This is a genomic window from Synechococcus sp. MVIR-18-1, from assembly GCF_014279835.1.
Taxonomy (GTDB): Bacteria; Cyanobacteriota; Cyanobacteriia; order PCC-6307; family Cyanobiaceae; genus Synechococcus_C.
In genome coordinates, this window is sequence record NZ_CP047942.1 from 1,222,765 (window position 1) to 1,249,046 (window position 26,282).

At 48.9% G+C, this 26,282-nt stretch carries 27 protein-coding genes and 1 tRNA gene; 23 read left to right on the forward strand and 5 right to left on the reverse strand.

What is annotated here, in order from left to right; genetic code table 11:
- The first annotated feature begins 2 nt into the window (after window positions 1-2).
- Window positions 3-905 carry a phosphate ABC transporter permease PstA gene (gene pstA, locus SynMVIR181_RS06415; RefSeq protein WP_186590396.1) on the forward strand — a complete coding sequence of 301 codons (903 nt, stop codon included), beginning with the start codon at window positions 3-5 and terminating at the stop codon, window positions 903-905.
- Window positions 906-961: 56 nt separating this feature from the next.
- Complete coding sequence (pstB, locus tag SynMVIR181_RS06420; RefSeq protein WP_186590397.1) at window positions 962-1,780, forward strand: phosphate ABC transporter ATP-binding protein PstB; 819 nt, start codon at window positions 962-964, stop codon at window positions 1,778-1,780.
- A 222-nt stretch (window positions 1,781-2,002) separates the two neighbouring features.
- On the opposite strand, the gene SynMVIR181_RS06425 is transcribed toward pstB, so the two are convergent.
- Window positions 2,003-2,089 (reverse strand) — tRNA-Ser (locus tag SynMVIR181_RS06425).
- A 46-nt stretch (window positions 2,090-2,135) separates the two neighbouring features.
- On the opposite strand from SynMVIR181_RS06425, the gene SynMVIR181_RS06430 reads away from it, so the two are divergent.
- The 12 genes from SynMVIR181_RS06430 to SynMVIR181_RS06485 all read left to right on the forward strand — a co-directional run bounded on the left by SynMVIR181_RS06430 (window position 2,136) and on the right by SynMVIR181_RS06485 (window position 13,426).
- The gene (locus SynMVIR181_RS06430; protein WP_186590398.1) at window positions 2,136-2,504 is read left to right on the forward strand and encodes a 2Fe-2S iron-sulfur cluster-binding protein; all 369 of its coding nucleotides are present in this window, start codon (window positions 2,136-2,138) and stop codon (window positions 2,502-2,504) included.
- Complete coding sequence (locus SynMVIR181_RS06435) at window positions 2,504-3,370, forward strand: inositol monophosphatase family protein (protein WP_186590399.1); 867 nt, start codon at window positions 2,504-2,506, stop codon at window positions 3,368-3,370. Before SynMVIR181_RS06430 ends, SynMVIR181_RS06435 begins: the two co-directional genes overlap by 1 nt.
- Before the next feature lie 47 nt (window positions 3,371-3,417).
- Window positions 3,418-4,596 (forward strand): ATP phosphoribosyltransferase regulatory subunit, encoded by a 1,179-nt coding sequence (locus tag SynMVIR181_RS06440; protein WP_186588654.1) that lies wholly within the window; start codon window positions 3,418-3,420, stop codon window positions 4,594-4,596.
- 26 nt (window positions 4,597-4,622) lie between these two features.
- The gene (locus SynMVIR181_RS06445; protein ID WP_186588655.1) at window positions 4,623-4,847 is read left to right on the forward strand and encodes a ferredoxin family protein; all 225 of its coding nucleotides are present in this window, start codon (window positions 4,623-4,625) and stop codon (window positions 4,845-4,847) included.
- Window positions 4,848-5,145: 298 nt separating this feature from the next.
- Complete coding sequence (gene htpG / locus SynMVIR181_RS06450; RefSeq protein WP_186588656.1) at window positions 5,146-7,050, forward strand: molecular chaperone HtpG; 1,905 nt, start codon at window positions 5,146-5,148, stop codon at window positions 7,048-7,050.
- Window positions 7,051-7,111: 61 nt separating this feature from the next.
- Entirely contained in the window at window positions 7,112-7,348 is a 237-nt protein-coding gene (rpmB, locus tag SynMVIR181_RS06455; protein ID WP_186522701.1) for a 50S ribosomal protein L28, read from the forward strand.
- 35 nt (window positions 7,349-7,383) lie between these two features.
- Window positions 7,384-7,935, forward strand: coding sequence for a peroxiredoxin (locus tag SynMVIR181_RS06460; protein ID WP_186588657.1), 552 nt, complete (start codon window positions 7,384-7,386; stop codon window positions 7,933-7,935).
- A gap of 68 nt (window positions 7,936-8,003) precedes the next feature.
- Window positions 8,004-9,503, forward strand: coding sequence for a glucosylglycerol-phosphate synthase (gene ggpS / locus SynMVIR181_RS06465; protein WP_186588658.1), 1,500 nt, complete (start codon window positions 8,004-8,006; stop codon window positions 9,501-9,503).
- Window positions 9,503-10,774, forward strand: coding sequence for an ABC transporter substrate-binding protein (locus tag SynMVIR181_RS06470; protein WP_186588659.1), 1,272 nt, complete (start codon window positions 9,503-9,505; stop codon window positions 10,772-10,774). The genes ggpS and SynMVIR181_RS06470 overlap by 1 nt, the downstream gene beginning before the upstream one ends.
- Window positions 10,771-11,652 carry a carbohydrate ABC transporter permease gene (locus SynMVIR181_RS06475; RefSeq protein ID WP_186588660.1) on the forward strand — a complete coding sequence of 294 codons (882 nt, stop codon included), beginning with the start codon at window positions 10,771-10,773 and terminating at the stop codon, window positions 11,650-11,652. Before SynMVIR181_RS06470 ends, SynMVIR181_RS06475 begins: the two co-directional genes overlap by 4 nt.
- Entirely contained in the window at window positions 11,649-12,461 is an 813-nt protein-coding gene (locus SynMVIR181_RS06480; RefSeq protein ID WP_186588661.1) for a carbohydrate ABC transporter permease, read from the forward strand. Before SynMVIR181_RS06475 ends, SynMVIR181_RS06480 begins: the two co-directional genes overlap by 4 nt.
- Entirely contained in the window at window positions 12,458-13,426 is a 969-nt protein-coding gene (locus SynMVIR181_RS06485; protein WP_186588662.1) for an ABC transporter ATP-binding protein, read from the forward strand. Before SynMVIR181_RS06480 ends, SynMVIR181_RS06485 begins: the two co-directional genes overlap by 4 nt.
- A gap of 68 nt (window positions 13,427-13,494) precedes the next feature.
- Here the strand turns inward: SynMVIR181_RS06485 and csaB are convergent, their stop codons facing one another.
- Window positions 13,495-14,571, reverse strand: a complete 1,077-nt coding sequence (gene csaB, locus SynMVIR181_RS06490; RefSeq protein WP_186588663.1) for a polysaccharide pyruvyl transferase CsaB — start codon at window positions 14,569-14,571, stop codon at window positions 13,495-13,497.
- Between the two features lie 72 nt (window positions 14,572-14,643).
- On the opposite strand from csaB, the gene SynMVIR181_RS06495 reads away from it, so the two are divergent.
- The 3 genes from SynMVIR181_RS06495 to psaK are packed head-to-tail and all read left to right on the forward strand — an operon-like array spanning window position 14,644 to window position 15,563.
- Complete coding sequence (locus SynMVIR181_RS06495; RefSeq protein ID WP_186522709.1) at window positions 14,644-14,946, forward strand: DUF2499 domain-containing protein; 303 nt, start codon at window positions 14,644-14,646, stop codon at window positions 14,944-14,946.
- The gene (locus SynMVIR181_RS06500; RefSeq protein ID WP_186588664.1) at window positions 14,943-15,272 is read left to right on the forward strand and encodes a DUF3593 domain-containing protein; all 330 of its coding nucleotides are present in this window, start codon (window positions 14,943-14,945) and stop codon (window positions 15,270-15,272) included. Before SynMVIR181_RS06495 ends, SynMVIR181_RS06500 begins: the two co-directional genes overlap by 4 nt.
- 33 nt (window positions 15,273-15,305) lie before the next feature.
- On the forward strand, window positions 15,306-15,563 hold the full coding sequence (psaK, locus tag SynMVIR181_RS06505; protein ID WP_186588665.1) for a photosystem I reaction center subunit PsaK: 258 nt from the start codon (window positions 15,306-15,308) through the stop codon (window positions 15,561-15,563).
- A 55-nt stretch (window positions 15,564-15,618) separates the two neighbouring features.
- Here the strand turns inward: psaK and dxs are convergent, their stop codons facing one another.
- A complete protein-coding gene (gene dxs / locus SynMVIR181_RS06510) occupies window positions 15,619-17,562 on the reverse strand; it encodes a 1-deoxy-D-xylulose-5-phosphate synthase (RefSeq protein WP_186590546.1) in 1,944 nt (647 codons plus the stop codon).
- Window positions 17,563-17,641: 79 nt separating this feature from the next.
- Here dxs and ilvA point away from each other — a divergent pair, with 79 nt between their 5' ends.
- From ilvA to SynMVIR181_RS06525, 3 genes are all read left to right on the forward strand, one after another.
- Window positions 17,642-19,168, forward strand: a complete 1,527-nt coding sequence (ilvA, locus tag SynMVIR181_RS06515) for a threonine ammonia-lyase, biosynthetic (protein ID WP_186588666.1) — start codon at window positions 17,642-17,644, stop codon at window positions 19,166-19,168.
- Between the two features lie 90 nt (window positions 19,169-19,258).
- The gene (gene scpB / locus SynMVIR181_RS06520) at window positions 19,259-19,762 is read left to right on the forward strand and encodes an SMC-Scp complex subunit ScpB (RefSeq protein ID WP_186522717.1); all 504 of its coding nucleotides are present in this window, start codon (window positions 19,259-19,261) and stop codon (window positions 19,760-19,762) included.
- A 33-nt stretch (window positions 19,763-19,795) separates the two neighbouring features.
- Window positions 19,796-20,098 (forward strand): YggT family protein, encoded by a 303-nt coding sequence (locus SynMVIR181_RS06525; protein ID WP_006852627.1) that lies wholly within the window; start codon window positions 19,796-19,798, stop codon window positions 20,096-20,098.
- 36 nt (window positions 20,099-20,134) lie between these two features.
- Here SynMVIR181_RS06525 and SynMVIR181_RS06530 read toward each other — a convergent pair whose 3' ends face one another.
- A complete protein-coding gene (locus SynMVIR181_RS06530; RefSeq protein ID WP_186590547.1) occupies window positions 20,135-20,464 on the reverse strand; it encodes a nucleoside triphosphate pyrophosphohydrolase family protein in 330 nt (109 codons plus the stop codon).
- Window positions 20,465-20,553: 89 nt separating this feature from the next.
- Here SynMVIR181_RS06530 and pyk point away from each other — a divergent pair, with 89 nt between their 5' ends.
- From pyk to ftsH, 3 genes are all read left to right on the forward strand, one after another.
- Complete coding sequence (gene pyk, locus SynMVIR181_RS06535; protein WP_186522719.1) at window positions 20,554-22,338, forward strand: pyruvate kinase; 1,785 nt, start codon at window positions 20,554-20,556, stop codon at window positions 22,336-22,338.
- A 19-nt stretch (window positions 22,339-22,357) separates the two neighbouring features.
- Window positions 22,358-23,587 carry an ABC transporter permease gene (locus tag SynMVIR181_RS06540; protein ID WP_186588667.1) on the forward strand — a complete coding sequence of 410 codons (1,230 nt, stop codon included), beginning with the start codon at window positions 22,358-22,360 and terminating at the stop codon, window positions 23,585-23,587.
- Between the two features lie 68 nt (window positions 23,588-23,655).
- Window positions 23,656-25,587, forward strand: a complete 1,932-nt coding sequence (gene ftsH / locus SynMVIR181_RS06545) for an ATP-dependent zinc metalloprotease FtsH (RefSeq protein ID WP_186588668.1) — start codon at window positions 23,656-23,658, stop codon at window positions 25,585-25,587.
- A gap of 84 nt (window positions 25,588-25,671) precedes the next feature.
- Here ftsH and clpP read toward each other — a convergent pair whose 3' ends face one another.
- The gene (clpP, locus tag SynMVIR181_RS06550; RefSeq protein ID WP_011619341.1) at window positions 25,672-26,262 is read right to left on the reverse strand and encodes an ATP-dependent Clp endopeptidase proteolytic subunit ClpP; all 591 of its coding nucleotides are present in this window, start codon (window positions 26,260-26,262) and stop codon (window positions 25,672-25,674) included.
- Window positions 26,263-26,282: the final 20 nt, after the last annotated feature.

A 26,282-nucleotide genomic window follows, 5' to 3' on the forward strand; every position in this document is an offset into this window, starting at 1 on the left:
TCATGAAATATCATTCACTTGCAAGGTCGGCAGATAACATTCCCGACCTCAACTATAAAACTTGGGAGAAGCGCAATCTTGTTAGTCGGCTCTTATCAGTATTAGCAGGGGTGTTTTCATTCCTATGTGTTTTGCCGCTGATTGCGGTCCTTGCATATATCTTAATAAAAGGAATGTCAACCTTTAGCTTAGATCTTTTCACTCAACTTCCACCACCTCCAGGTGGTGAAGGTGGTGGTTTCGGCAATGCAATTATTGGCAGTATTGTTGTCACAACAATTGCGGCGCTAATTGCGATTCCTATTGGTGTTGGAGGGGGGATTTACTTAGCCGAATATTCCACAGGTCGTGGTTTTTCGCAGTTCATTCGTTTCGGAACCAATGTTCTTGCTGGCGTTCCATCCATCATTGCTGGTGTTTTCGTTTATGGAGTGATTGTTTCTACGCGCATTCTTTTTGGCAATACCTTCAGTGCGATTGCAGGAGGAACAGCTCTCTCGGTGTTGATGCTGCCCACCGTTGTTAAGACAACCGATGAAGGCTTGAAGCTTGTTTCCAACGACCTGAGGCGCGCAGCACTCGGAGTGGGTGCATCGCGTTTCGTGACAGTGAGCCAAATCACTCTTCCTAAGGCATTTACCCCAATTGCAACTGGTGTGGTGTTGTCAATCGCTAGAGCGGCTGGTGAAACTGCTCCTTTGATTTTTACGGCACTATTTTCCCCGTTTTGGCCAAACGGGATCTTTGATCCCATTGCAACTTTATCGGTCTTAATTTATAATTTTGCTGCTCAGCCTTATGATCTTCAAAATCAGCTCGCTTGGTCAGCATCCTTTATTCTCGTCGTATTCATATTAGCTCTTAATCTGCTTGCTCGCTGGCTTGGGCGATTTGCTAGCAAATGATCATCACCTTCAAAGGTGTTAATCCCCATTCTTGCCGCCACTGATTTTCTCCAGTTATGACAGCTTCATCATCCCCTGAATCAGTTCCATCTAATTTAGATATTTGCCTATCCATTCAAAATGCAACCATTAGCTATGGAGATTTTGAGGCATTAAAAAATGTCTTTTGTGATATCCCAAGAGGACAAGTCACAGCTTTTATTGGACCTTCAGGTTGCGGTAAGTCCACAATTTTACGAGCCATTAATAGGATGAATGATCTTATTGAGGGATGTTCGCTTAAGGGAAGAATTCTTTTTGATGGTGCTGATTTATATGCTCCTGATGTTGATCCAGTTGAAGTTCGCCGTCGTATAGGAATGGTTTTTCAGCAACCTAATCCTTTTCCGAAGAGCATCTATGAAAATATCGCCTTTGGTGCACGTATTAATGGCTATAACGGCGATATGGATGAATTAGTGGAACGGTCACTGCGTCAGGCGGCTGTATGGGATGAATGCAAAGACAAGCTCAAAGAGAGCGGAAATTCACTTTCAGGTGGTCAACAGCAGCGTCTTTGCATTGCACGCACCATTGCCATTGAGCCTGAAGTGATTTTGATGGATGAACCCTGTTCTGCACTTGATCCCATCTCTACCTTGAAGATCGAAGAAACCATCCATGAGCTGAAGAAGAGTTTTACAATCGTGATTGTGACCCACAATATGCAGCAGGCCGTACGTGTGAGTGATATGACAGCGTTCTTTAATGCGGAAGCTGTTGAAGGCGGGTCAGGAAAAGTTGGTTACCTCGTTGAATTCAATGACACCGACAAAATTTTCAACGCGCCATTACAACAGGCCACCCAGGATTACGTTTCAGGCCGCTTTGGTTAATTGATTGATCTGTTTGAACAGGTCATCTTGTGGTTATCCGTTAAAACTTAGTGCCTTTACTCTGATTCCATTTAAGTTTTTTGTATAGATATTTTGCGTGTTGATCACATTCATTGCTCGATCAAAACTTGCTCTATGTTTGTTTTAGGATCCTATCCCTTTGTTAGGAAATACTTTCCAATAAAAAACCCCTTGTGATCCAGGGGTTTGAGGGTTAGCTAACGGAGAGGGAGGGATTCGAACCCTCGATAGAGTTGCCCCTATACAGCATTTCCAGTGCTGCGCCTTCGACCACTCGGCCACCTCTCCAGTGGCTGAAGTGAGAATGTAGCAGGGCGTTTCCTGAGGACCTGATTTGAGACCAAGTCACACCGTCACAATTCATTGGCCCCAGGCTGGACGAACGATCACCCATCAAGTCCCCGAGGGGGAGTACATCCTCCAGAGCTTTGAGCAGCAGGGCGACCCGCTGCCTTTCTCTTGCCGTAACGGTTGCTGTACGTCCTGCGCAGTGAGAGTTCAAAGGGGACAGCTCGATCAGGCTGAGGCCATGGGACTCTCAAAAGAGCTCAGACAACAGGGTTATGGATTGCTTTGTGTTGCAAGAGCTATCGGTCCTCTCGAAGCGGTGACGCAAGATGAGGATGAGGTTTATGAACTGCAGTTCGGTCGACATTTCGGACGTGGTCAGGTGCGTCCTGGCCTTCCTTTGGATGAGGAGTGATGACTTCAGAACTTGATTGCCGGCAAGTTGCCTTTGATGCTGCCCTCGACGCATCAAGCCAGCAACAGCTTGCTGAGGTAGCCAAAACAGCTTCAAACCTTGGAGCTGCCGTGCTCATGCAGCATTACGGCCGCCTCAGCAGCATCGAAAGTAAGGGTCGCGTAGGCGACTTGGTTACCAACGCCGATCTTGCCGCTGAAAAAGTTGTTCTCGCGTATCTGAGAGAACAGACGCCGGCCATTGCAATTCTTGCCGAAGAAACCGGGTCCAGTGGTACACCAGGCGCTCTTTGCTGGTGCGTGGATCCTCTCGATGGAACGACGAATTTTGCCCACGGATATCCCTTTTTTGCCACATCCGTTGGTTTGATCTGGAAGGGGCAACCACTGCTGGGTTCAGTGGCAGTGCCATTCCTAAATGAGACCTATTGGTGTTCTCCCAACCAAGGGAGCTTTGTCAACGACAACCCGATTCACGTGAGTGACTGCAGCAGCTTGCAGGACAGCCTTCTTGTGACGGGATTTGCTTACGACAGGCATGAGCTTATCGATAACAACTACGCCGAGTTTTGTTGGTTAACCCATCGTTGTCGTGGTGTGCGTCGCGGTGGGGCCGCCGCCGTTGATCTTGCTTTTGTGGCCACAGGGCGACTGGACGGTTACTGGGAGCGTGGTTTGGCGCCTTGGGATCTTGCTGCAGGCGCTGCATTGGTGGCTTGTGCTGGTGGTTCCGTTGGTGACTACAGAAACTCTGCGTTTGATGTGGTGAATGGAAGAATTCTTGCGACGTCACCAGGACTTCACCTCCCACTCAAGCAAGAGCTCGCTTGCGTGACCGCCTTCTCACCCAAGCTTTATGGAGCTTGAGGTTCGGCAGTCATAGGATCGTTGTTCGTGTTTTGTTGACTAGCTGGATGGCCCTGCAACCCGCCACGGGCGCTCGAGATCTGAATCCGAAGCAAGTCCAACAAAATCAGCATCTAAGGGAACAGCTGGCGACGGTGTATCGCCACTGGGGATACGACGAGGTTTCGCCACCACAGGTGGAACGGCTCGACACACTCATGGCCGGTGGTGCCATTGCAAGCCATGACGTGGTTCGACTTGTAGCCGATGACCCGCTGGGTCTTCGGCCAGAGATGACAGCCTCGATTGCTAGAGCAGCCTGCACAAGACTGAAGGATCGACCTAGGCCGCTGCGACTTTGTGCTTGCGGAACCATTTTCGAGAGCCGTGCGGCAGAAGAGGGGGGGCTGTGCATCGAAGAAAAACTGCACAGCGGTGTTGAGCTCTTTGGCGTGAAAGATCTGGCAGCAGAACTTGAACTTTTAACCCTCCTCTTAGAGGCAATGAGTGCTCTCTCGCTGCTGGAAGAGCATCAGCCCCAACTCTTGATAGGCCATACCGCGTTGATGGAATTGGTGTTGGCACCATTCGAGCAACCAAATCGGGATGACATCCGCAGCTGCTTAATTCAGTACGACCGGCTTGGACTTGAAGCGATGGATCTTGAAGCAACGGATCTTGCACGACTCGTGATGCTTTTGGACTGTCGTGGTACACCCATGACCATTCTTGATCGATTGGCAGAAAGCTTTGGCTCACAACCTGTTCTGCATGAATTAAAGCGATTATTTGTGCATCTCAGTCCCCTCGCTCAACAACAATCGCTGACACTGCAATTGGATCCAACCTTTCACCCTCACCATGAGTTGTATGACGGCTTGGTCTTTCAGCTCGTTTGTCAGGGGGTTTCAGCTCCGGTGGTCATTGCCCGTGGAGGGCGATATGACGGACTAGTAGAGCGATGCGGAGAGAGCGAGGCAAATGCTGGGGGTGTGGGATTTAGTTTCTGCCTCGATGACATTCGTGATCTACCTGGCTCGAGTTCCGAGAATCCCAAACGAGAATCCACAGTTTTAATTTGCTGGAGCGACCACTCAAGTCTTGAAAAAGCACTCTTGAAACAGACGAGCTGGCATGCACAAGGACAAGTCGCTCAATGTGATCTCAAGTCTTGTTCCAATCGCGAAGAAGCTGAACAGCGTCTCAAGACTTCTGGATGCAACACCATCGACTGGCTCTCTGACTAGATTGATGGGGAGAGTTACTAACATCTATGGCACACACCATTGTCACCGACATCTGCGAGGGCGTGGCTGACTGTGTTGATGCTTGTCCCGTTGCCTGTATCAATCCAGGGAATGGCAAAAACAAAAAAGGAACGGATTTTTATTGGATTGACTTCGATACCTGTATTGACTGTGGTATTTGTCTCCAGGTTTGCCCCGTGGCTAATGCAATCCTTCCTGAAGAGAGGGCAGATTTACAAATACCTGGCTGATAGCAAATTACCGATATTCAACAATCCATCAGTGGGTTGTACGATATCAATTTACTTGTCATCTTTAACCGTTACTAGCTAATAATCTCTAATTATTGGATACGTGTTTTTTTATGTATTATTGATATTGCTTAGAAAGAGGTTCCATGCAGCGATCCCTCGTCTAATGAATGTCTCTGCATCCATCTGTGCATCCAAATGAACACATTGTTTGATCGGAGGTTCGGAGAACCCCCTCAATAGGCTGTTGTGTTCTCAGGGGTTCTATCTCTAAAATTCAGTTTTTCAAGTTGCTGTCATGGCGGTGTTGGACGAGCAGGGTCAAATTCAGATCCACACCGAGAATATCTTCCCGATCATCAAGAAGGCTGTTTACTCCGGCCATGAGGTATTCCTGCGTGAGCTTGTTAGCAATGGCGTTGATGCCATCAACAAGCGTCGAATGGCAGCAATGGCTGGAGACTGCAGTGAGGGAGACGACGGCACGATCAAAATTCACGTCGATCGCGAGGCTAAAACTCTGACCATTTCCGATAACGGAATTGGTATGACGGCAGATGAAGTAAAGCGCTATATCAATCAGGTTGCATTTTCAAGCGCTGAGGACTTTCTTGAGAAATATAAACAAGAAGATGATGCCATTATTGGACATTTTGGCTTAGGTTTTTATTCGAGCTTCATGGTGGCGGAGCGGGTTGAATTGCTTACCAAATCTGCCAAACCCGACCATGAAGCCGTGCGTTGGTCCTGCGACGGGTCTCCTAATTTCAATCTCACAGGTGCAGAACGCACAGATGCAGGAACCGATGTGATCCTGCATCTTATGGAAGAGGAATTGGAATATATAGAACCTGCAAGGATTAGGACACTCATCAATACGTACTGCGATTTCATGTCAGTACCTGTTCAGCTTGAAGGGGAAACAGTTAACAAAATGGTCGCTCCATGGCGTAAGAATGCTCGGGAACTTTCGGATCAAGATTATATTGATCTTTATAATTATCTCTATCCATTTCAAGGCGACCCCTTGCTTTGGGTGCACCTAAATACTGATTATCCATATAACCTACAAGGAATTCTCTTTTTCCCCAAGCAAACCGGTAGGGCTGATTGGGAGAAAGGAGAAATTAAGCTCTACTGCAATCAAGTGTTTGTGAGCGATTCCATTAAGGAAGTTGTTCCACGCTATCTTCTGCCATTGAGGGGAGTGATTGATTCTCCAGATATCCCATTAAATGTAAGTAGAAGTGCACTGCAGACGGATCGACGTGTGCGCTCTATTGGTAATTTCGTTGCCAAAAAAGTCTCTGATCGTCTTCGTAGTCTTAAAAAAGATGAACCACAAGCCTATGCAGAAGCATGGGAGTCTCTTGCCCCTTTCGTAAAAATTGGAGCGATGGAAGATGATAAATTTGCTGAACAGGTTGAAGAACTGGTGATGTTCGCCACCAATGCTTCAATCTCCACTGACGATACCTCTGATCCAATTGGAGGTAACGAGCGCAACTTCACCACACTTGATGGGTATCGCGGAAGGCTTCCTAATGATGAAAAAATAATCCTGTATTGCACCGACGAAATATCACAATCTGCAGCGCTCAACCTATGGACTTCTCAAGAGCGTGAAGTGTTGTTCGCCGATACGGTGATTGATAGTCAATTCCTCCCTTGGCTTGAATCACGACATGAAGAATTGAAATTTCAGCGTGTTGATGCTGAGTTGGATGCATCACTTAAGGAAGAAACACCCGAATTGAGTGATGGTGATGGGGAAACGAAGAGCGAAAGTTTGCGCAAATTAATTAAAGATGCATTGTCTAACGATAAAGTCACCATTCAGGTTCAAGCGCTCAAATCTGGATCAAACGGGCCTGCGGCTCTGATTTTGCTTCCAGAACAAATGCGTCGTATGAATGATATTGGCGCATTAATGGATCAACGACTACCGGGTTTACCCGATTATCACGTGTTGTTGGTCAATCAAAAGCATCCCCTTGTGGAGGGTCTGCTCAGACTTCAATCCGGTGGGGTCATTGTTGGTGATTCTGGGCAATCACCAAGCGAAATGCTTGCACGAGACCTTGCTCAACATCTTTATGACACTGCAAAGCTGTCAGTGGGAGGTTTAGATCCCAAGGAGCTTGCAAACTTCCAAAACAAAAATTTGCAGCTGATGTCGCAATTGATGGAACGAGGTCTCTAAGCAGACACTTTGCTAAACTATTGACTCGGCCATTGGCCACCGCTTTCTTAAGGACGCCGTTATGTCACGGGTGTGTCAGCTCACAGGTACTCGCGCCAACAACGGCATGGCTGTGAGTCACTCGCATATTCGTACCAAGAAGCTGCAGCAGGCCAATCTGCAGCAGCGTCGCCTGTGGTGGGCTGAGGGAAAGCGTTGGATCAACATCCGCATCACGACACGTGCCCTCAAGACCATCCAGAAGAAAGGGTTGGGTGCCTACGCACGTTCACTGGGCGTTGATCTCGGAAAGCTGTGAAGCCTCTCTAGAATTTTGAAACCAACAACGGTTTCATGAAAAGACGATCCCTACTCCAGACTGCAGTTCTGGGAGCAGGGATTTTTTTATTGGCACCCGCTCGTGTACGGGCTTTAGGTGGTACGTCTCCCGAAATCGGAATCAAAGCTCCTGATTTCGATCTTTTGGGCTTCAGTAGTGTCAATCCAGATCAAAATCACTGGAGTTTGACAAGCCTTCAAGGACGTTGGCTTGTCGTTTACTTTTATCCGAGAGATTTCACCTCTGGTTGCACAATCGAAGCTCATGGCTTTCAGGAAGCATTGCCAGAGTTCAAAAAGCAAAGAGCAGAGGTTGTTGCTATCAGTGCTGACTCAGTAAGCGATCATGAATCATTTTGTAGTTCTGAGGAGCTGAAGTTCCCTTTACTTTCAGACCCTGATGGTGTTGTAAGCAAAGCTTACGGCTCTTGGATGGCGCCATACTCGATGCGCCATACATTCCTTATTGATCCAGAGTCTGTGCTTCAAGCTGCTTGGACAGGAGTTCGACCAGTTGGTCATGCCAACGAGGTGCTCAGCCGTCTCAAGGAGTTACAAACCGGGTAAGTCCTCTGCGCGTGTTAGAGATGGGACGTAGACCATGACTCGGCAGAGTCAGTAAAGGGAGGTGAAGCATGGCGGTCACAAAAGGACAAAGTCCTTTCATTCTTCTGTACCATCGCACGCCATTTGATGAAGGAAAGGATGAAAAGGGCAACAGAATTTGGTGTGATCAGAAAAGTCCAAACGGAATCATCCCAACGCTTAGAAATTTATTTCGTACGCGAAAAAATGGGACATGGATTGCTTGGAGAAAAGTAGACAAGGTTGAGGATTCAGCTGATGAAAGTATCGCGATGTCTGATCCGAAACCATTTACATTGTGCAGAATTCCATTAGAAGATAATCAGATATCAAGTTTTTATCATGTCACGTCAAAAGAATCTTTTTGGCCCATACTTCATACCTTCCCAACCCATTTTAACGTTAATAACGCCGACTGGGGAATCTTTGAAGAAGTTAATCTACGTTTTGCTAAAGCTGCTTGTCATCAAGCCGCAGATTCAGCAACTGTGTGGGTTCATGACTACAATTTGTGGCTTGTTCCTGGTTATATCAGAGAATTAAGGCCTGACCTAAAGATTGCATTCTTCCATCACACACCATTCCCTGGAAATGATGTCTTTGCAATTTTACCTTGGCGCGAACAAATTCTTGAAAGTCTCCTTAGTTGCGATGTAGTAGGGTTTCATATTCCGCGTTATACCGAAAACTTCGCGCGAGCTGCCAACTGTTTATTAGGTGCAAAGAAAGGATCCAAGATACCTGTCAATTCAAGATTCGCTCCAACCGGTTCAGCTTTAACGGAGCCATCTGAAACTCCTTATTTACATTACAAAGGACGAAAGATACAACTCTTGTCATCGCCTGTTGGGACATCACCCGATGTTATCCAAGAGCTTGCAGCACGTGCTGATGTTCAAGAATTAGCCGATCAGATAGATGATGACACCAAGAAGGGTAGAAAACTCATCCTTTCTGCTAGCCGTGTTGATTACACCAAGGGCAATGAAGAGCTCTTGCTTGCCTTTGAACGGCTACTTGAGCATCGACCTGATTGGCATGGAAAAGTAGTTCTTATGCTTGCTTGTGTTGCCGCTGCAAGTGGCATGAAAATCTACGAAGAAACACAACGCACCATTGAAGAAACCGCAGGTCGAATTAACGGACGATTTAGTTTGATTGATTGGGTTCCTATTCGTTTTTCTACACGACGCATACCTTATGAAGAAATGGTTGCTTGGTTTACTCGTTCGGATATCTGTTGGATTACACCACTGCGCGATGGATTGAACTTAGTTGCGAAGGAATATGCAGCAGCTCGTAAGGATCGAGGTGGTGTACTAGTTCTCTCTGAGTTTACCGGTGCTTCTGTTGTTCTTGATGGCGCAATCTTGACCAACCCTTATTCACATCGACAGATGGATGAGGCCATTGAACGTGCATTGGAGATGCCGGAAGATGAACAACTTAAAAGAATGAGTAGAATGAGTAGTGCTGTTGAAAGCTTTACCGTGAGTGATTGGGTAAGTGAACAAATGGATGCACTTGAAACTCAAAATTGTGATGATTGATGAGGGAGAATCAGTTCATACGTAGGATCCTAGCGTCACTTTTTGTTGTCTTGATCTGTAGTGCTGGTTTTGGACTTGCACAGGCAAAAACGGTTGAATCAGTTTCCTTTTTGATGGCAGCTCCATTTGCTGACGCTACTCAAGATTTAGTCCAGCAATTTAATCAAGAGCACCGTGGTGATATCAAACTTCAGGTTATTAAGGGTCCATTAGAAACAGAAGCCATGTCTGATTTGGCGATTAGTAGTTTGCTTCTGGGCAAAGCCCCATTTGATGGACTACTAATGGACGTCACATGGCTGGCAAAGTATGCTGAAGCTGGCTGGCTTGAACCTTTAGAAAGTTATTTTAACGAAGCAGATGTAGATACCTTGGTGGTCGGAGCACGTGCGGGTAACTCGTACAAAGGACACCTTTATCGTTGGCCTATGAACTCAGATATGGGCTTACTTTATTACCGAACTGATCTGATGCAACGACCTCCAGAAACTCCAGATGACTTAGTTCAAGTGAGTCAAGCTCTACAAAATGAGAAAAAGGTAGATTGGGGTTATGTCTGGCAAGGACGACAATATGAGGGACTCAGTTGTGTCTATTTAGAGATGATTGATGGTTTTGGAGGGGATTGGTTGCAGACCAATGTCAACCAAATTGGCTTAAATTCAAAACCTGGTGTAGAAGCAGCGGCGTGGCTACAGGGACTGATTGATCAAGGTATCAGTCCAAGATCAGTCACCAATTATGGAGAACCTGAGGCTCTACAGAGCTTCAAGGTAGGAGACGCCGCTTTCATGCGTAACTGGCCCTACGCCTGGGCCGAGCTGCAAAAATCAGATAGTGCCGTGAAGGGGAATGTTGGAATCACCACCATGGTTGCTAATCCCGGGCACTCCACCGCAACGATTGGAAGCTGGGGGCTCACGGTTTTAAAAGGTTCTACCCATGTGGATGCTTCCATCGAAGCTGTTCGCTTTCTTACCAGTGAGACTGCACAAAAACAGTTGTTTCTCAAATATGGTTATTCTCCAACACAACAACGTGTTTTTGATGATCCTCAATTACTACAAGATAAACCTATCCTTGCTGAATTCGTTCGAGCCCTAAAAGTTGCTAAATCAAGACCCGAAACGCCTTTATATGCTCAAATTAGTGACGTATTAACTCGCCAACTGAGTAGCATCCTTACCGATAAAAAAACACCAGAAGAGGGGATGAATGTAGCTGCTGCCAACACCAATCAAATCTTGATCTCAGCAGGTGAGCAATCATGATTGTTTTTCTTTTACTTCCAGCCTTGCTGCTGCTTTTTATTGTTTTTGTGGGTCCCTTATTTCGGTACGCATGGCTAAGTTTCCATGCAAACTCCGTGATGACTGGCTTAATTGCGATTCCGAATGGAGGTGCCAATTGGCTGCGCTTAATGCAAGATCAGCGATATTGGCAGGATCTTGGGCAAACACTGCGTTTTGCAGGAGTATCTGTTGGTCTTGAACTGATTCTAGCGCTTAGCATCGCTCTCCTCTTGGATCAGCGCTGGCGAGGCCGAGATGTGGTTCGAACATTGACGCTCATCCCTTGGGCTTTACCGACCACAGTGATGGCGCTTGGTTGGCGTTGGATCTTCAATACACCTTATGGACCTGTTGATCATTTCACCAAGTTGGCTGGGATTGGTTCACTAAATATTCTCGGCGACCCTAATTTTGCATGGATGGCTACCGTATGGGCAGATGTTTGGAAGACAACGCCATTTGCAGCCTTAATTTTGTTAGCTGGGTTGCAGACGATTCCAGCTGACCTTTATGAAGCAGTACGGCTGGAGGGTGGAAATTCTTTGATCTGCTTAAGAAGAATCACATTGCCCTTACTCCGCCCTTATATTCTTCTCGCTTTACTTTTTAGAATTGCTCAAGCTTTTGGAGTTTTTGATTTAATTCAAGTCCTTACAGGAGGTGGACCTGCAAGTAGTACTGAAAGTATTGCTTTGTACGCATATTGGAATGCGCTCAGGTTTTTAGATTTTGGATACAGCTCTACCATTATTATGGCAAGCTTTATGCTTATAAGCTTGATTTGTGTGTTTGCCTGGATGTTCCTGCAAATTCTTATTCCTACTCATTCAAAGTCTCGAGGAGTCATTGAGTCATGAATAGACGTTTTCTTATCTCCCTGCTCTTATTATGGTCTTTAGGTCCATTGTTATGGCAAGTTTATACGTCCTTTTGTAGTGATCAGGCTCTTATTCAGCCGTTCATTTCACATGATCACCGTTGGACCTTGACTCATTATCAGAATGTTTTAAATGCTAATCCGCCATTTTGGCGGTATCTTGTCAATAGTTTCATTGTAGGTGTATCCAGCACTTTACTCTGCTTGGTCCTAGCACTTCCTGCTGCTTATGCTCTGAATCGGATTCCTAGACGATTGTCTATTCTCAGTCGTTTGGCTCTCGTTGGTGCAGCCTTATTCCCTTACGTTTTACTCTTTTTAGCTTTGCTTGAGTTGGCTCGGGAATTTAATTTAGGCAATCAACTCTTGGCATTAAGCCTTCCTTACGCAGCTTTATCTCAACCGCTGGCCATCCTTTTACTCAATAATGCTTTTAATGATCTACCGCCTGAATTAGAGGATGCCGCAAAGCTTGAAGGTCTTTCACTTTTTCAACGTTTTCGTTGGATTCTGATCCCGTTGATATCACCTGCTACCGCTAGCACTGCCATTCTTGTGTTTCTGTTTTCCTGGAACGAGTATCCAATTGCCTTAACCTGGATCAGTGATTCAAACAAATTAACTCTGCCGGTTGCCATGGCACGCATTGCAGGATCATCGATTTATTCTGTTCCATATGGTGCTTATGCGGCAGCAACAGTACTTGGGTCGATTCCCTTGGTTTTACTTGTTTTAATCTTTCAAAAACCCATTGTGTCTGGTCTTACTAGCGGAGCTGTAAAAGGATGACCCTTCAAATCCAAGATTTAGGACGTCGTGTTGGGCAACAATGGATTGTTCGCCATCTCAATTTACATGTTGAGGATGGTGAATGTGTCGCTTTAGTGGGTCCATCTGGCTGTGGTAAGAGTACTACCTTGCGACTGATTGCAGGACTAGACACAGTCTCTGAAGGTGAGATTACTCTCAATCAGATGAATGTTTCGAATGTTTCTGCAGCACAAAGAGCTGTTGGAATGGTGTTTCAAAGCTATGCCTTACTTCCACATTTAAGTGTTTTCGCTAATTTAGAACTCGGCCTACGAGTGCGAGGAGTTCGTCCAATTGATCGTCAAAATCGAATTCAAGCCATGCTTGAACTTGTCCAGTTGCATGACCGAGCAGATGTGTTGCCGGCAAAGTTGTCTGGAGGTCAAAGGCAACGGGTGGCATTAGCAAGAGCTTTGCTACGTGATCCAGATGTGTATTTGCTCGATGAACCTATGAGCAATTTAGATGCACAACTTCGCGAGGAATTAAGGCCTGAGCTTCGTCGACTGGTACTCGACAGGCAAAAACCGGTGATCCACGTTACACATGATCAGCACGAAGCGATGGCTATTGCTGACCGTATCGCCGTTTTGCATTCCGGAAGAATTCAACAGGTTGCAACTCCTTCTGAGCTTTATCACCACCCCGAAACTTTGTTTATTGCCAAATTTATTGGTCGTCCTCAGATCAATTGCCTCCGACCTAAGAATGATGTTATTACTGCGGTCAGGCCAGAGTCTCTTTTCTTTGCTAACGAGGGGCTTCCTTGCAAGCTAATGTCTCGCGAATGGCTTGGTAGTTCTCAGCTTTTTTACCTTGATTCTCCTGAAGGTTTTTTGAGATTGGCCTGCTCTACGGCTCTTGATATTCCTGAATCTTTCCACGTTTCTTGGCATCGCTCTGATGAGCATCATTTTGACGTAGAAACTGGTCGACGTCTTTGATCTTTATCATCGAATTTAAATACTTGTTTTAAGTTTTTCCCCTTGCTTTTGCTGTCATTATTTGACACTCAGATATCTTTTAGCGTGGATTTGAGAACTTGTTCGTGTTTATAGGCCTGTCGTTGAATACCTTGTAGATTTGATTTTGACGGTACTTGTGACATGCAGTCACTCCATTGCAATATTATTCTTTCAAGACTTGGCAGATGGGCTATGTCAAGCCAAGGTGCATCTGCTGTTTGTGCAGCGGCCTCCACCTTTGGGTCATAACTGAGTGCCACAGTGGGACACTGGCTAACAGTTGATAAAATAAATGCATGCAACCTCATCGCAACAACTAGACTTGCATTGCTAAAAATATCTTGTGCATGCTCGATATTCTTTGCGATAATTGTTGATGATTTTGCTGCGAGTCTTTTGGGTACCAATCCTTTTTGGCTTAGCGTCCGTAGCAAGTTGACATCTTGATTGGCATGAAAGGCAAACCAAGTTACCGATTTTCCTTTGTTATCGCTTAGTTGATCAACGGCTTCTAATAAGAGTGACCATCCCCTTGGCGTTAGCAGGTCTGTTGGGCGCCAACACAGCACTATATTTCCTCCTCCTTGATAATCGTTTGCTTGGTGGCTCCACACTGGATCGGGTGCCACTGACATCGTCGTTGTGATCCCGATGCGTTTGGCTAGTTGCATCGATGCACTGTCTCTCCAGGTAATTGATTTTGCACTGTTCAGAACCCGACCCACGAGATAGCGGCTCCATGCATACCTCAATGGACCAAGACCTTGCCCCCACAACAAAACCGGTTTGTGTTTTATTCGTGCTACTAATATCAAAACAATGTAATAAACAAGACTTCGAAAACTTGTGCTGTCTTGGAGCAGGCTTCCTCCGCCAAGTACAACCACCTGAACATGTTTGATGCTCTTTAGGACAGTTTTTAAAGATCTTCTATTAACCACCTTTCCATTTGGAACAATTGTTTGAACTGCTGCTGCGTCATATGCAGTAATCAATGGTTGCCATTCTGTAGGCAACTGTTTGTTCAAGACTTCCAGAAGGGCATCATCTCCCAGGTTGTGTTCTCCGTAATAGCCACAGAGGAGAATGCGCCTCGGTGAGGAAGACGGAGCCTTGCCAGACATTTTGGACATTAGGGGGGCCTTCATTATCTGCGCTTAGGGCGCCTACGTTGGAGAATCACTTGGTTGTGATACATGCATGCTCTTTCGCTCGGTACATGGTGGATTCATGTGGCGTCTGTTTTTGAGTGGTTGTTAGCCATGGTGTTGATCGCCCAGCGTGGATCACTCCGCTCTCAGACGAGCATGATCTGGCTCTCAGCAGCCATGATTCCTGCATTGATCAGTGCCATGGCTGCATGCACTTGGCACCTGTACGACAATGCTGAGAGCCTTCGTTGGCTTGTCACTCTGCAAGCCAGTACAACCCTGCTTGGGAACATCACGTTGGCTTGTGCTGCCTGGAATCTGCAACGTGACGCCACGGTGAAGGGATGATTTCCAACTTTGATCCAGCCCCCCTCTTCGCGCTGTCTTTAATTCCCTACCTGGTGTTCCTCTATCACCTTGGGAGAAGCCGGCAGCTTCCAAAATTGACTGTTCTCGGGTTTCAGCTCACGCTTCTGTTCGTTGCCGTCACCATTGCTGCTGCTGTGTTTGCTCTGGTTCGCTACGACTCTGAATTGGTGGCTGTGGATTGGCTTCACGGTGGTGCTGAAGCGTTTCTGACACTGAGCAATGCCTGCATTGTTGCTGGTCTGCTCCGATTCAAATCCCACCAGCCAGTAAATAACTCTTACGAGGAGGAGATCTTGGGGCAATGAAATCGGAAGATGAGGTGTCGCTTGTTGCGCTGCATGTTTATTCCTCTTCTGGCTATTGCTCCTGCCACCGTTTCCTGGTCACCCAAGGTTGCCCTTGTGATGGTGGTCTGCAATGTCATCGCCATCGGGATTGGCAAAGCCACGATTAAGCATCCAAACGAAGGCATCAAACTGCCCGGTTCCTCCTTCTTCGGGGGTATGAGTCACGCAAGCATGCTTGCCACCACAAGCCTGGGACACATGATTGGCATTGGCGCAATCCAAGGTCTCGCAGCTCGAGGCGTGCTTTAAGTTCCCTTCGCTGTTCTCGATTTGAGGCAGCACAGCTGCCTCAAATCAACCAAGCTCAGCCAGCTGATGAGACTTCAGCTGGTGATTTTTCTTCGAGTTTTAGGAAACCCGTGGTTGGAAGCACGAAATGTTTTTTGATCCTCACTGCCATCTGATCCGGAGTTAAACCCAGGGCTTCAAAGCTTTGTTGGGGAGTTGCATGGTCCACAAGCCGGTCAGGAATTCCTATGCGCAGCATCGGAATCGCTAACCCCTTCTCCTGGAGCGATTCAAGAACAGCCGAACCGAAGCCACCTGGCAACGCTCCCTCTTCCATCGTGATGATCTTGCCGATTTTTTGGGCCATGGGATGAATGAGTGCTTCATCCAACGGCCGTAAGAAACGTGCATTAATCACAGTTGCCTCAACGCCCACTGCAGATAAACACTTTGCTGTGGCTACGGCCTTCGGCACCATGGCGCCGTAGGCAACGATCAAAACATCGTTACCTTCACGCACGACTTCACCAAAGCCAATGGGAAGAGCTTCCCAGCCTTCCTCCATTAGGGGAACACCTTCACCGGGGCCACGAGGGATTCTTAGAGCTGTAGGGCCATCGTGATGGAGACAGGTCACCAGCATCCTCTGAAGCTCAGCTTCATCTTTGGGAGCCATCACGGTGAAATTAGGAATCGCACGCATGTAGCTGATGTCGTATTGACCTTGGTGGGTTGGACCATCAGCTCCGACAATTCCGGCCCGATCCAAAACAAAGGTCACGGGCAGTTTTTGTATCCCGACATCGTGGATCAGTTGATCAAAAGCTCTCTGTAAAAACGTGCTGTAGATGGCCACCACTGGCCTGAGTCCATCGCAAGCCATGCCAGCGGAGAGGGTGACTGCATGCTGCTCAGCAATGCCAACATCGATGTATTGGTCGGGAAGTGCTTTTTGCAGGATGTCCAGGCCAGTTCCAGTCGCCATGGCAGCTGTGATGCCAACAACCTTTGGATTCTGTTCGCAGAGTTTGACCAGGGTTTGTCCAAATACCTTGCTGTAGCTCGGTGGTTTTGGGGTTTTGCTGGGTCTTGCTTTACCAGTACTGAGATTGAAAGCTGACTGTGCGTGGTAACCAACTTGATCGGCTTCTGCGTAGGGATACCCCTTTCCTTTTTTTGTAACAACATGAACCATGACCGGCCCACCAACGCGATGTGCGGCCTGGAACGATCGGGTCATTTCAGCAATGTCATGACCATCAATTGGACCCATATAGGTGAATCCAAGCTCTTCAAAAACGGCACCGACTTTGGGAACAGCGAGGCGGCGCATGCTCTCTTTGAGACGATTCAGCTCTGGTGGAATTTCTCCCCCCATAAAGGGGAGATGGCGCACGCTTTCTTCAACGCTTCCAGACAAAAATTGAAGGGGCGGGCTTAATCGCATCCGGTTGAGGTAGGTCGACAGCGCTCCAACCGGTGGAGAGATCGACATATCGTTGTCGTTTAAAACAACGAGTAGTGGGGTGGATGGCAGATGACCGGCATGGTTGATCGCTTCCAAGGCCATGCCACCGGTTAAGGCACCATCACCAATGACGGCAACACATTTGTAATCAAGACCTTGCCGATCACGGGCCATGGCCATTCCGAGGGCTGCTGAGATGGATGTGCTGGCGTGCCCTGCTCCAAAATGGTCAAAACGACTTTCTGTTCGTTTTAAATAACCGGCCACTCCTCCCTGCTGACGCAGAGAGTCGAAGCTTCCATAGCGTCCGGTAATTAATTTGTGTGGATAGGCCTGATGCCCTACATCCCAAACCACTTTGTCCTGGTCCAGATCAAGGGTTTGGTATAGGGCCAGGGTTAATTCAACAACGCCTAATCCAGGGCCAAGATGTCCGCCGCTGTTTGACACCACTTCTAAATGGCGTTCACGAATTTGCTTGGCCACCTCTTCAAGCTGCGCCGCGGACAGTCCGTGCAGCTGATTGGGATGGGTTAATTCGCTCAGATGCATACCCATCCCAAGACCGATTCAGTCAATCTACGAGCCTCCCCGACCCTTCGCGATGGTGAGTGGTTGTCAGACTGCAGTGATGGATCATTATTTGCCGAGGATCCTGCGCGCCCGCGTCTATGACGTGGCCAGGGAAACCCCTTTAGAACTTGCCAACAACCTGAGCCGAAGGTTGGGCAACAGCGTTTGGTTGAAACGGGAAGACCTTCAACCCGTCTTCTCCTTCAAGTTGCGTGGTGCATACAACCGAATGGCTCAACTTTCTGAAGCTGAGCTGAAACTCGGGGTGATCGCCTCAAGTGCTGGAAATCATGCACAAGGAGTGGCACTTAGTGCATCTCACCTCGGTTGTAGAGCCGTGATCGTGATGCCGGTCACCACCCCTGGCGTGAAAGTTGATGCTGTCCGCCAGTTGGGAGCAGAGGTGGTCCTGCATGGTGAGACTTACGACGAGGCCTATGCGGAGGCCAGGTCACGCAGCGAAGCGGAACAACTTTGCTTTATCCATCCGTTTGACGATCCGGAGGTGATTGCTGGACAGGGAACGGTGGGCATGGAGATCCTCCGACAGTGCCATCAGCCACCCGATGCGATTTATGTGGCTGTGGGTGGTGGTGGTTTGATCGGCGGAATCGCCGTGTACGTGAAAAGTCTCTGGCCTGACGTTCAAATCATTGGTGTTGAACCCCACGACGCTGCCGCCATGACGCTGTCGTTAGAGGCCGGTGAACGCATTCGATTGCCACAGGTGGGTCTATTTGCAGATGGAGTCGCTGTCCGTGAGGTGGGTGAGCACACCTTTGCTTTGGCCCAGAAGTACGTTGATGACATCGTCACGGTGAGCACCGATGAAATCTGTGCAGCCATCAAAGATGTTTTTGAAGACACCCGTTCGATTCTCGAACCGGCAGGTGCCCTCGCGATTGCGGGACTCAAGGCTGATGTAAGCCGGCGGTCGCTTCAGAATCAAAACCTTGTTGCTGTTGCCTGTGGAGCGAACATCAATTTCGCGCGCCTGCGCTTCGTTGCTGAGCGTGCCGAATTAGGTGAGGAACGTGAAGCGATGCTCGCCGTAGAAATCCCCGAGCGTCCGGGAAGTCTTCGCTGCCTATGTGAATTGCTGGCAGACCGGAGCCTGACTGAATTTTCCTATCGAATGGGGGCTGGTGATCAGGCCCACATTTTCATGGGCGTTCAGGTGAGCGGGCCCGATGACAGAGCGACTTTGATCGACCATCTCAAAGCGCACGGTTATGCCTGCCTAGATCTCAGTGACGATGAACTCTCGAAGGTGCATCTCCGGCACATGGTTGGGGGTCGACTCCCCGCGAGTTCATCGGCCAGCAATGTTCAGGAGCTGCTTTATCGCTTTGAGTTTCCAGAGCGCCCAGGGGCCTTAATGCGCTTCGTGACGGCCTTGCATCGCGACTGGAGCATCAGCATTTTCCACTACAGAAATCATGGAGCTGATGTTGGTCGGATTGTGGTCGGTGTTCTTGTTAGCACCGATGATCTCAAGGACTGGCAATCCTTCCTAAGTGACCTTGGTTACAGCAGTTGGGAAGAAACAAGTAATCCTGCTTACCAACTCTTTCTTGGTGGATGAGGTGGTGTGAATGGCTAAAACCTGCACCAGCGTTACTTTGAAACCGGTTCATATGGGGAGGTAATGGCACAAGGATTGGAGCGAAGCAACATGCAGGAGTTCAATCTCTCTCTTCCAGCTCGCTTGGAGGCCATCCTCTACCTGAAGGGAAAAGCCCTCTCCCTTTCGGAGTTGGCTGAGCTAGCTGACGCCAGTGAAAAAGAAGCTGAACAGGGCTTACTCGCGTTGGTTGCTGGTTATGCCCAACGGGATACGGCTTTAGAAATTCATGAAAACAGCGGACGTTACAGCCTTCAGCTTCGGGCTGGTCTTGGAGAACTGGTTCGTAATCTTCTACCGGTCAATCTGTCCACCGCAACGCTGAGAACGCTTGCAACGATTGCCTTGAAACGACGAATTCTTCAGTCGGAGCTCGTTGAATTAAGGGGGTCAGGCGCCTACGACCACATCAAAGAGCTGCTCAGTCAGAACTTCATTGAACGCAAACGCCAAAGCGAGGGGCGCTCGTATTGGCTCAGCCTTTCTGAAAAGTTTCATCGCACATTTTCTGTGCTTCCTGATAGAGGGATCTCAGAACCAGACCAGGCTGCATAAAGTTCACCTATTACTCACGCTCAAGAAGCACCAATGGATTTGAGTTTTGTTTCCACCTTTCTTCAGATCATTGCCCAGACGCTACAGATTTATTCGTTTGTCTTAATCGTTCGAGTGCTTCTCACCTGGTTCCCAAATGTGGATATGGGGAACCCAGTGCTTAGCACCGTGAGTTCGATTACCGACCCCTACCTCAATGCCTTTCGGGGCCTGATCCCTCCACTAGGAGGGCTGGATCTTTCTGCCATTCTCGCCTTCGTTGCCCTGAGCTTGATGCAGCAGCTCCTGGTGTCCGCCAGTTACGCGTTTGCCGGTGGCTTTGGCAACTACGGCTAAGGACGATTTGAGTATGGACAATTTGAGACAAGGGCCTCAGCGATGATCGCCGCTCCCTTTCAGCTGCCCACGCGCTGAACGATCACGCAATTTGCTGAGGTTTTGGTTGGCCACATCCTCCAGCTCATACCCAAGTTCGCTGGCTAGTTGAGCGACGTACCAGAGCACATCACCCAGCTCCAGGGCAATCTCAGCTCTTACCTCATCGTCAAAGTGTCCTGCTCGATCGCGTAGCACCTTTTTCACTTTGTCTGCGACCTCCCCCGCCTCACCAGTCAGTCCGAGGGTTGGATAGATGGGATTGCTGCCAGCATCTGGGTACAGAGCGGTGAGCCGTGCAGCGGCCTGATAGGCATTCAGGTCCATACGAAACATGTTGAAGAGAGTCATCATCCAACAAGTTGTCGAGTCCAAAAGGGCAAGACGGTAGATTCCGCAAGCTTCAAGACCTGTGGATGGCCCAGATCGATCTAACCCGTAGAACCAAGATCGTGGCCACCATTGGGCCCGCAACGGAAAGCCCTGAAAGGATCCGTGAACTGATTCAAGCCGGAGCGACCACGTTTCGACTGAACTTCTCCCATGGAGATCACAGCGAGCACGCTGAAAGGATCGCCACGATTCGACAGGTGGCCCACGAATTGGGAGCCCACATCGGCATCCTTCAGGATCTTCAGGGTCCAAAGATCCGCTTAGGTCGGTTCGAAGAAGGTCCGATCACGCTCGCGAAAGGTGATCAATTCGCACTCACGGCTAAGCAGGTGCGTTGCAATCAGACGGTTGCAACGGTCACCTACGACAAGCTGGCCGAAGAAGTGTCTGCTGGAAGTCGCATCCTTCTTGATGACGGTCGCGTTGAAATGAAGGTTGAGCGAGTCGATGCCGTCGACCAGACCCTTCACTGCTCGGTCACGGTTCCTGGCGTGTTGTCCAACAACAAGGGGGTGAATTTCCCTGATGTGCAGCTCTCTGTAAGAGCTCTCACCACAAAAGATCGTCAGGATCTCGCCTTTGGTCTTCAGCAGGGTGTGGACTGGGTCGCGCTGAGCTTCGTGCGCAACCCCTCTGACATGCAGGAGATCAGAGAACTGATTCGTAAGCACGGTTACACCACTCCTGTGGTCGCAAAAATCGAAAAGTTCGAAGCGATTGATCAAATTGACGCGATCTTGCCGCTTTGTGATGGCGTGATGGTGGCCCGTGGAGATCTAGGGGTTGAAATGCCCGCAGAAGAGGTTCCTCTCCTTCAAAAAGATCTGATCCACAAAGCCAACAGCCTCGGGATTCCGATCATTACGGCAACTCAGATGCTCGATTCCATGGCTTCGAGCCCTAGACCTACGCGTGCCGAGGTGAGTGACGTTGCCAACGCCATCCTTGATGGCACTGATGCCGTGATGCTGTCCAATGAAACCGCCGTAGGTGACTTTCCTGTTGAGGCCGTTGAGACGATGGCGACGATCGCCAGACGGATCGAACGCGATTATCCCCAACGGCCCATTGATACCCATCTGCCGAGCACGATTCCGAATGCGATCAGTGGGGCAGTGAGCAGCATTGCTCGCCAGCTCAATGCCGCGGCGATTTTGCCCTTAACCAAAAGTGGTGCCACCGCTCATAACGTCAGTAAATTCAGGCCCTCTACTCCCATCCTTGCGATCACCAGCGAAGTCAATGTGGCGCGCAAACTTCAATTGGTTTGGGGTGTGTCACCACTGCTGATTGAAACCCAGAAGAGCACCACCGCGACCTTCACCTTGGCGATGGCTTACGCCCAAGAGCTTGGTGTGGTGAAAGACGGTGATCTTTGCGTGCAAACAGCGGGAACACTGGCTGGAATTAGTGGCTCTACAGATTTGATCAAAGTGGGGATTGTGAGTGCTGTTCTCGGTCGAGGTACGGGCTTTGGAAGTGGCTCTGTTAGCGGAAAAGTACGCATAGCGATGTCTGCAAGTGATTGCGCCCGACTCGAACCAGGAGACATCCTTGTGGCTCGTGAAACGACAGCTGACTACCTCGACGGCATTCGTGAAGCTGCAGCTGTCATCACAGAACAACCTGGAGAGGATTCTCACGCTGCCGTCATCGCCAAACGACTGGGCGTTCCAGTGATCACAGGGGTGGTCAATGCCACGCAAGACCTTAGAGAAGGCGAAGTTGTCACCTTGCACGTGAAAGATGGTTTGGTTCATCGGGGTACCGGCAGCAACGTGGCGATGAAATTAGACACCATGCTCTGAGTTAGGTCCCTAACCGTTCATGGCTAGCAAGCTGCCTCTTGCCGACACCGTCGGCATGGCTCTCACCACACTCAAGGCAAATCGCTTACGTAGTTTGCTCACGATGCTTGGCATCGTGATTGGTAATGCCTCCGTCATCACGCTGGTTGGTGTGGGACGAGGTGCCCAAAATTTGGCGGAGAACCAGCTCAGCAGTCTTGGAGCCAACGTGTTGTTTGTGGTTCCTGGGAGCAATGACACGCGAAGGCAGGGGGTGGCATTTCCGCGAACCTTGGTGCTGGACGATGCCACTGCCATTGCAACTCAAGTTCCAAGTGTCAAACGGGTCGCTCCTCAGATCTCAGCCAATGAAGTGGTGCAGGCGGGAGCGAGGAGTACGAGCGCCTCGATCTCAGGGGTAACAGCAGCGTTTTTACCGGTGCGTAGTTTTGAGGTTGCCCGTGGTCGATTCATCAGTTCCGAGGATGATCTGAGCGCGAAGACTGTTGTGGTGATTGGTCCAGATCTTCGTGACAAGCTCTTCCCTTCTGGTGCAGCTGTTGGTCAAAGCATTCGGATTAGAGACCAGAGTTTTTCTGTCATTGGGGTGATGGAGCCCAAGGGAGCGGTCTTTGGTTCAAACCAGGATGAAAACGCCTACATCCCGCTAACAACCATGGTGAGTCGCCTCACTGGCCGTGACCCCACCTATGGAGTCAGTCTCAGTTTCATCAGTGTTGAAGCGAACGATGAAAAAAGCACAGGGCCAGCCAAGTTTCAAATCACCAATTTGCTGCGGCAACGGCATCGCATCTTGCGCAAAGACGATTTTGCTGTCAGATCTCAGAAGGATGCTCTCACCATCGTTGGCACGATTACAGGCGGCCTAACCCTGATGCTCGGTGCGATCGGAGGCGTTTCTCTGCTCGTTGGGGGCATCGGAATCATGAACATCATGTTGGTATCCGTTAGCGAGCGCACAGAAGAAATCGGCTTGCGCAAAGCATTGGGTGCACGTAGTTCCGATGTCCTTCGCCAGTTTTTGGTTGAAAGTCTTGTTTTGGCGAGCCTTGGTGGCGTGATTGGAACCGCAGTAGGACTTGGCACCGTGGCAGCTGTTGCCTTCTTTACGCCCTTACCGGCAGCGATTGGTGCTTCGACAATTTTGGTGACGGTGGGGCTATCCGGATCCATCGGTCTGTTTTTCGGAGTTGTCCCTGCCAAGCGCGCAGCGATGCTCGATCCGATCGTTGCATTAAGAAGCCTTTAATTCACCTTGCCTCGAAACAGCGGTTTAGGTAAGGAAACTCTTACAGTCTTGCTACTCACGATGAATCCATGAATCAACGCTGGCGTCAGATAGCCCTTTGGATTCTTCCCATAGGCGTCGCGTTGCTGCTTGTTTGGCAGCTGGTTGGAAGCGGAGCTCTCAATAATCTTCGCAGCAGTAGTGCTCCCACGAGCGGCTCTACCACAGTTGCTCCACGCAATGCTGCCGTTGCTCGAATGAGCTACGGACGCTTCTTGGATTACGTGGCAGCTGGTCGCGTCACGGCGGTTGATATTTACGACGGTGGCCGTAACGCAGTTGTAGAAGCGGTTGATCCTGATCTTGATAATCGCGTTCAAAGGCTCCGTGTTGATCTTCCTGGCTTAGCTCCTGAGCTAATCAACACCCTGAAAGAAGAGGGCATCAGTTTCGATATTCATCCACCGAAGACTGCTCCTCCTGCCCTTGGAATTCTCGGCAATCTTTTGTTCCCCCTGTTGCTGATCGGATCTTTGATCTTTTTGGCTCGTCGTGGCAACTCCATGCCTGGCGGTCCTGGTCAAGCGATGCAATTCGGTAAGACGAAAGCTCGTTTTGCAATGGAAGCCGATACCGGTGTGAAATTTGATGATGTGGCCGGTGTTAGCGAAGCGAAGCAAGATTTGCAGGAAGTGGTGACCTTTTTGAAGCAGCCTGAGCGCTTTACTTCAGTTGGTGCACAAATTCCTAAGGGTGTTTTGTTAGTTGGCCCTCCGGGAACTGGCAAGACTCTTCTTGCTAAAGCCATCGCTGGAGAAGCTGGTGTTCCTTTCTTCTCCCTCTCTGGTTCTGAATTCGTTGAAATGTTTGTGGGTGTCGGTGCTAGCCGGGTCCGAGATCTGTTTAAACGTGCGAAGGAAAACAGCCCTTGCCTCATCTTTATTGATGAAATTGATGCCGTAGGCCGTCAGCGTGGTGCTGGAATTGGTGGTGGTAACGATGAGCGTGAGCAAACGCTTAATCAGCTGCTCACAGAAATGGATGGTTTCGAGGGAAATAGCGGAATCATCATTCTTGCCGCGACTAACAGACCTGACGTTCTTGACTCTGCGCTAATGCGTCCAGGTCGTTTTGACCGTCAAGTCACCGTTGATGCACCTGATATCAAAGGTCGTCTTTCCATCCTTGAAGTTCATTCAAGAAACAAAAAGCTCGAAGAAACCCTTACTCTCGACAGCATTGCAAGAAGGACTCCTGGTTTTACAGGGGCAGACCTTGCCAATTTGTTGAACGAAGCGGCGATCCTTACGGCACGACGTCGCAAGGAAAGCATCGGTATTTCTGAAATTGATGATGCCGTGGATCGCATCATTGCCGGAATGGAAGGTCATCCCCTCACCGATGGTCGAAGCAAGCGACTGATTGCCTATCACGAGGTTGGACATGCCTTAGTTGGCACGCTTGTAAAAGATCACGATCCTGTTCAAAAGGTCACGTTGATTCCACGTGGACAGGCACAGGGTTTGACTTGGTTCTCACCTGATGAAGAGCAGATGCTCGTCTCGCGCGCCCAACTCAAAGCTCGCATCATGGGGGCTTTGGGAGGTCGCGCTGCTGAAGACGTTGTGTTTGGTCACTCCGAAGTCACGACTGGCGCTGGTGGAGATATTCAAATGGTGGCCTCTCTGGCTCGCCAAATGGTGACTCAATTTGGGATGAGTCAGTTAGGACCAATGGCACTTGAGGGTGGCAACCAGGAAGTGTTCCTTGGTCGCGATCTGATGACAAGGAGCGATGTTTCCGATGCCATCTCCAAGCAAATTGATGAACAAGTGCGCTTGATCGTCATGAAGCTCTACGAGGAGACCGTTGCACTCGTAGGCCAACATCGCCAAGCCATGGATAAATTAGTCGAGCAGCTTATCGAACAGGAAACATTAGATGGAGATGAATTCCGTGTTGTTGTTGCTGAATTCACAGAAATCCCCGAAAAGGAACGATTCTCTCCCCTACTAGCTTGAATAAAAAAGACCAGGTTTTGGGAAAACCTGGTCTTTCAGTTGGTTAGTGATGATTTAAAAGACCCTCATTTTGAGGGTCTTTTTTTATACAGAGCGAACTGGGCTCTTATCAATGACATTGTCGATCAAGCCATATTCCATCGCCTGTTGTGGGGACATAAAGAAATCGCGGTCGGTATCGGCTTGGATTTTGTCTAGAGGTTGTCCAGTGCGATCAGCCAATTCATGATTGAGACGATCTTTAAGGAACAAGATTTCGTCGGCTTGGATTCGAATATCACTGGCCTGACCACTTGCTCCTCCTAAGGGCTGGTGAATCATGATCCGAGAATGCTGCAAACTGCTGCGCTTGCCTTTCGCGCCAGCACAGAGCAGAAATGCACCCATGCTCGCGGCAAGTCCAACACAGACTGTGTGCACATCCGGCTTGATGTGTTGCATGGTGTCAAAAATTCCAAGCCCGTCGTAAACAGAACCGCCGGGGGAATTCACATATAGGAAGATCTCTTTTTCGGGGTCTTCCGCTTCGAGAAAAAGAAGCTGAGCAACGATTCGATTGGCGGAATCGCTGGTAACAGGCTCGCCTAAGAAAATAATTCGCTCCCTTAAGAGACGAGAATAAATATCAAAAGCCCTTTCTCCTCTTCCTGATTCCTCGATCACGATCGGGATCATGTTGCATAGCTTCAGTTAGA

Coding starts and splice junctions, on each gene's coding strand:
- SynMVIR181_RS06470 (WP_186588659.1), top strand. CDS start 9,503: ATGAGGGAGAATCAGTTCATACGTAGGATCCTAGCGTCACTTTTTGTT.
- SynMVIR181_RS06480 (WP_186588661.1), top strand. CDS start 11,649: ATGAATAGACGTTTTCTTATCTCCCTGCTCTTATTATGGTCTTTAGGT.
- pstA (WP_186590396.1), top strand. CDS start 3: ATGAAATATCATTCACTTGCAAGGTCGGCAGATAACATTCCCGACCTC.
- SynMVIR181_RS06485 (WP_186588662.1), top strand. CDS start 12,458: ATGACCCTTCAAATCCAAGATTTAGGACGTCGTGTTGGGCAACAATGG.
- dxs (WP_186590546.1), bottom strand. CDS start 17,562: ATGCATCTGAGCGAATTAACCCATCCCAATCAGCTGCACGGACTGTCC.
- SynMVIR181_RS06540 (WP_186588667.1), top strand. CDS start 22,358: ATGGCTAGCAAGCTGCCTCTTGCCGACACCGTCGGCATGGCTCTCACC.
- SynMVIR181_RS06500 (WP_186588664.1), top strand. CDS start 14,943: ATGATTTCCAACTTTGATCCAGCCCCCCTCTTCGCGCTGTCTTTAATT.
- SynMVIR181_RS06460 (WP_186588657.1), top strand. CDS start 7,384: ATGAAAAGACGATCCCTACTCCAGACTGCAGTTCTGGGAGCAGGGATT.
- ggpS (WP_186588658.1), top strand. CDS start 8,004: ATGGCGGTCACAAAAGGACAAAGTCCTTTCATTCTTCTGTACCATCGC.
- SynMVIR181_RS06525 (WP_006852627.1), top strand. CDS start 19,796: ATGGATTTGAGTTTTGTTTCCACCTTTCTTCAGATCATTGCCCAGACG.
- SynMVIR181_RS06495 (WP_186522709.1), top strand. CDS start 14,644: ATGCATGCTCTTTCGCTCGGTACATGGTGGATTCATGTGGCGTCTGTT.
- pyk (WP_186522719.1), top strand. CDS start 20,554: ATGGCCCAGATCGATCTAACCCGTAGAACCAAGATCGTGGCCACCATT.
- SynMVIR181_RS06440 (WP_186588654.1), top strand. CDS start 3,418: ATGGCCCTGCAACCCGCCACGGGCGCTCGAGATCTGAATCCGAAGCAA.
- psaK (WP_186588665.1), top strand. CDS start 15,306: ATGTTTATTCCTCTTCTGGCTATTGCTCCTGCCACCGTTTCCTGGTCA.
- SynMVIR181_RS06445 (WP_186588655.1), top strand. CDS start 4,623: ATGGCACACACCATTGTCACCGACATCTGCGAGGGCGTGGCTGACTGT.
- SynMVIR181_RS06435 (WP_186590399.1), top strand. CDS start 2,504: ATGACTTCAGAACTTGATTGCCGGCAAGTTGCCTTTGATGCTGCCCTC.
- pstB (WP_186590397.1), top strand. CDS start 962: ATGACAGCTTCATCATCCCCTGAATCAGTTCCATCTAATTTAGATATT.
- SynMVIR181_RS06530 (WP_186590547.1), bottom strand. CDS start 20,464: ATGGACCTGAATGCCTATCAGGCCGCTGCACGGCTCACCGCTCTGTAC.
- ftsH (WP_186588668.1), top strand. CDS start 23,656: ATGAATCAACGCTGGCGTCAGATAGCCCTTTGGATTCTTCCCATAGGC.
- ilvA (WP_186588666.1), top strand. CDS start 17,642: ATGGATCATTATTTGCCGAGGATCCTGCGCGCCCGCGTCTATGACGTG.
- rpmB (WP_186522701.1), top strand. CDS start 7,112: ATGTCACGGGTGTGTCAGCTCACAGGTACTCGCGCCAACAACGGCATG.
- SynMVIR181_RS06475 (WP_186588660.1), top strand. CDS start 10,771: ATGATTGTTTTTCTTTTACTTCCAGCCTTGCTGCTGCTTTTTATTGTT.
- scpB (WP_186522717.1), top strand. CDS start 19,259: ATGCAGGAGTTCAATCTCTCTCTTCCAGCTCGCTTGGAGGCCATCCTC.
- csaB (WP_186588663.1), bottom strand. CDS start 14,571: ATGTCTGGCAAGGCTCCGTCTTCCTCACCGAGGCGCATTCTCCTCTGT.
- clpP (WP_011619341.1), bottom strand. CDS start 26,262: ATGATCCCGATCGTGATCGAGGAATCAGGAAGAGGAGAAAGGGCTTTT.
- htpG (WP_186588656.1), top strand. CDS start 5,146: ATGGCGGTGTTGGACGAGCAGGGTCAAATTCAGATCCACACCGAGAAT.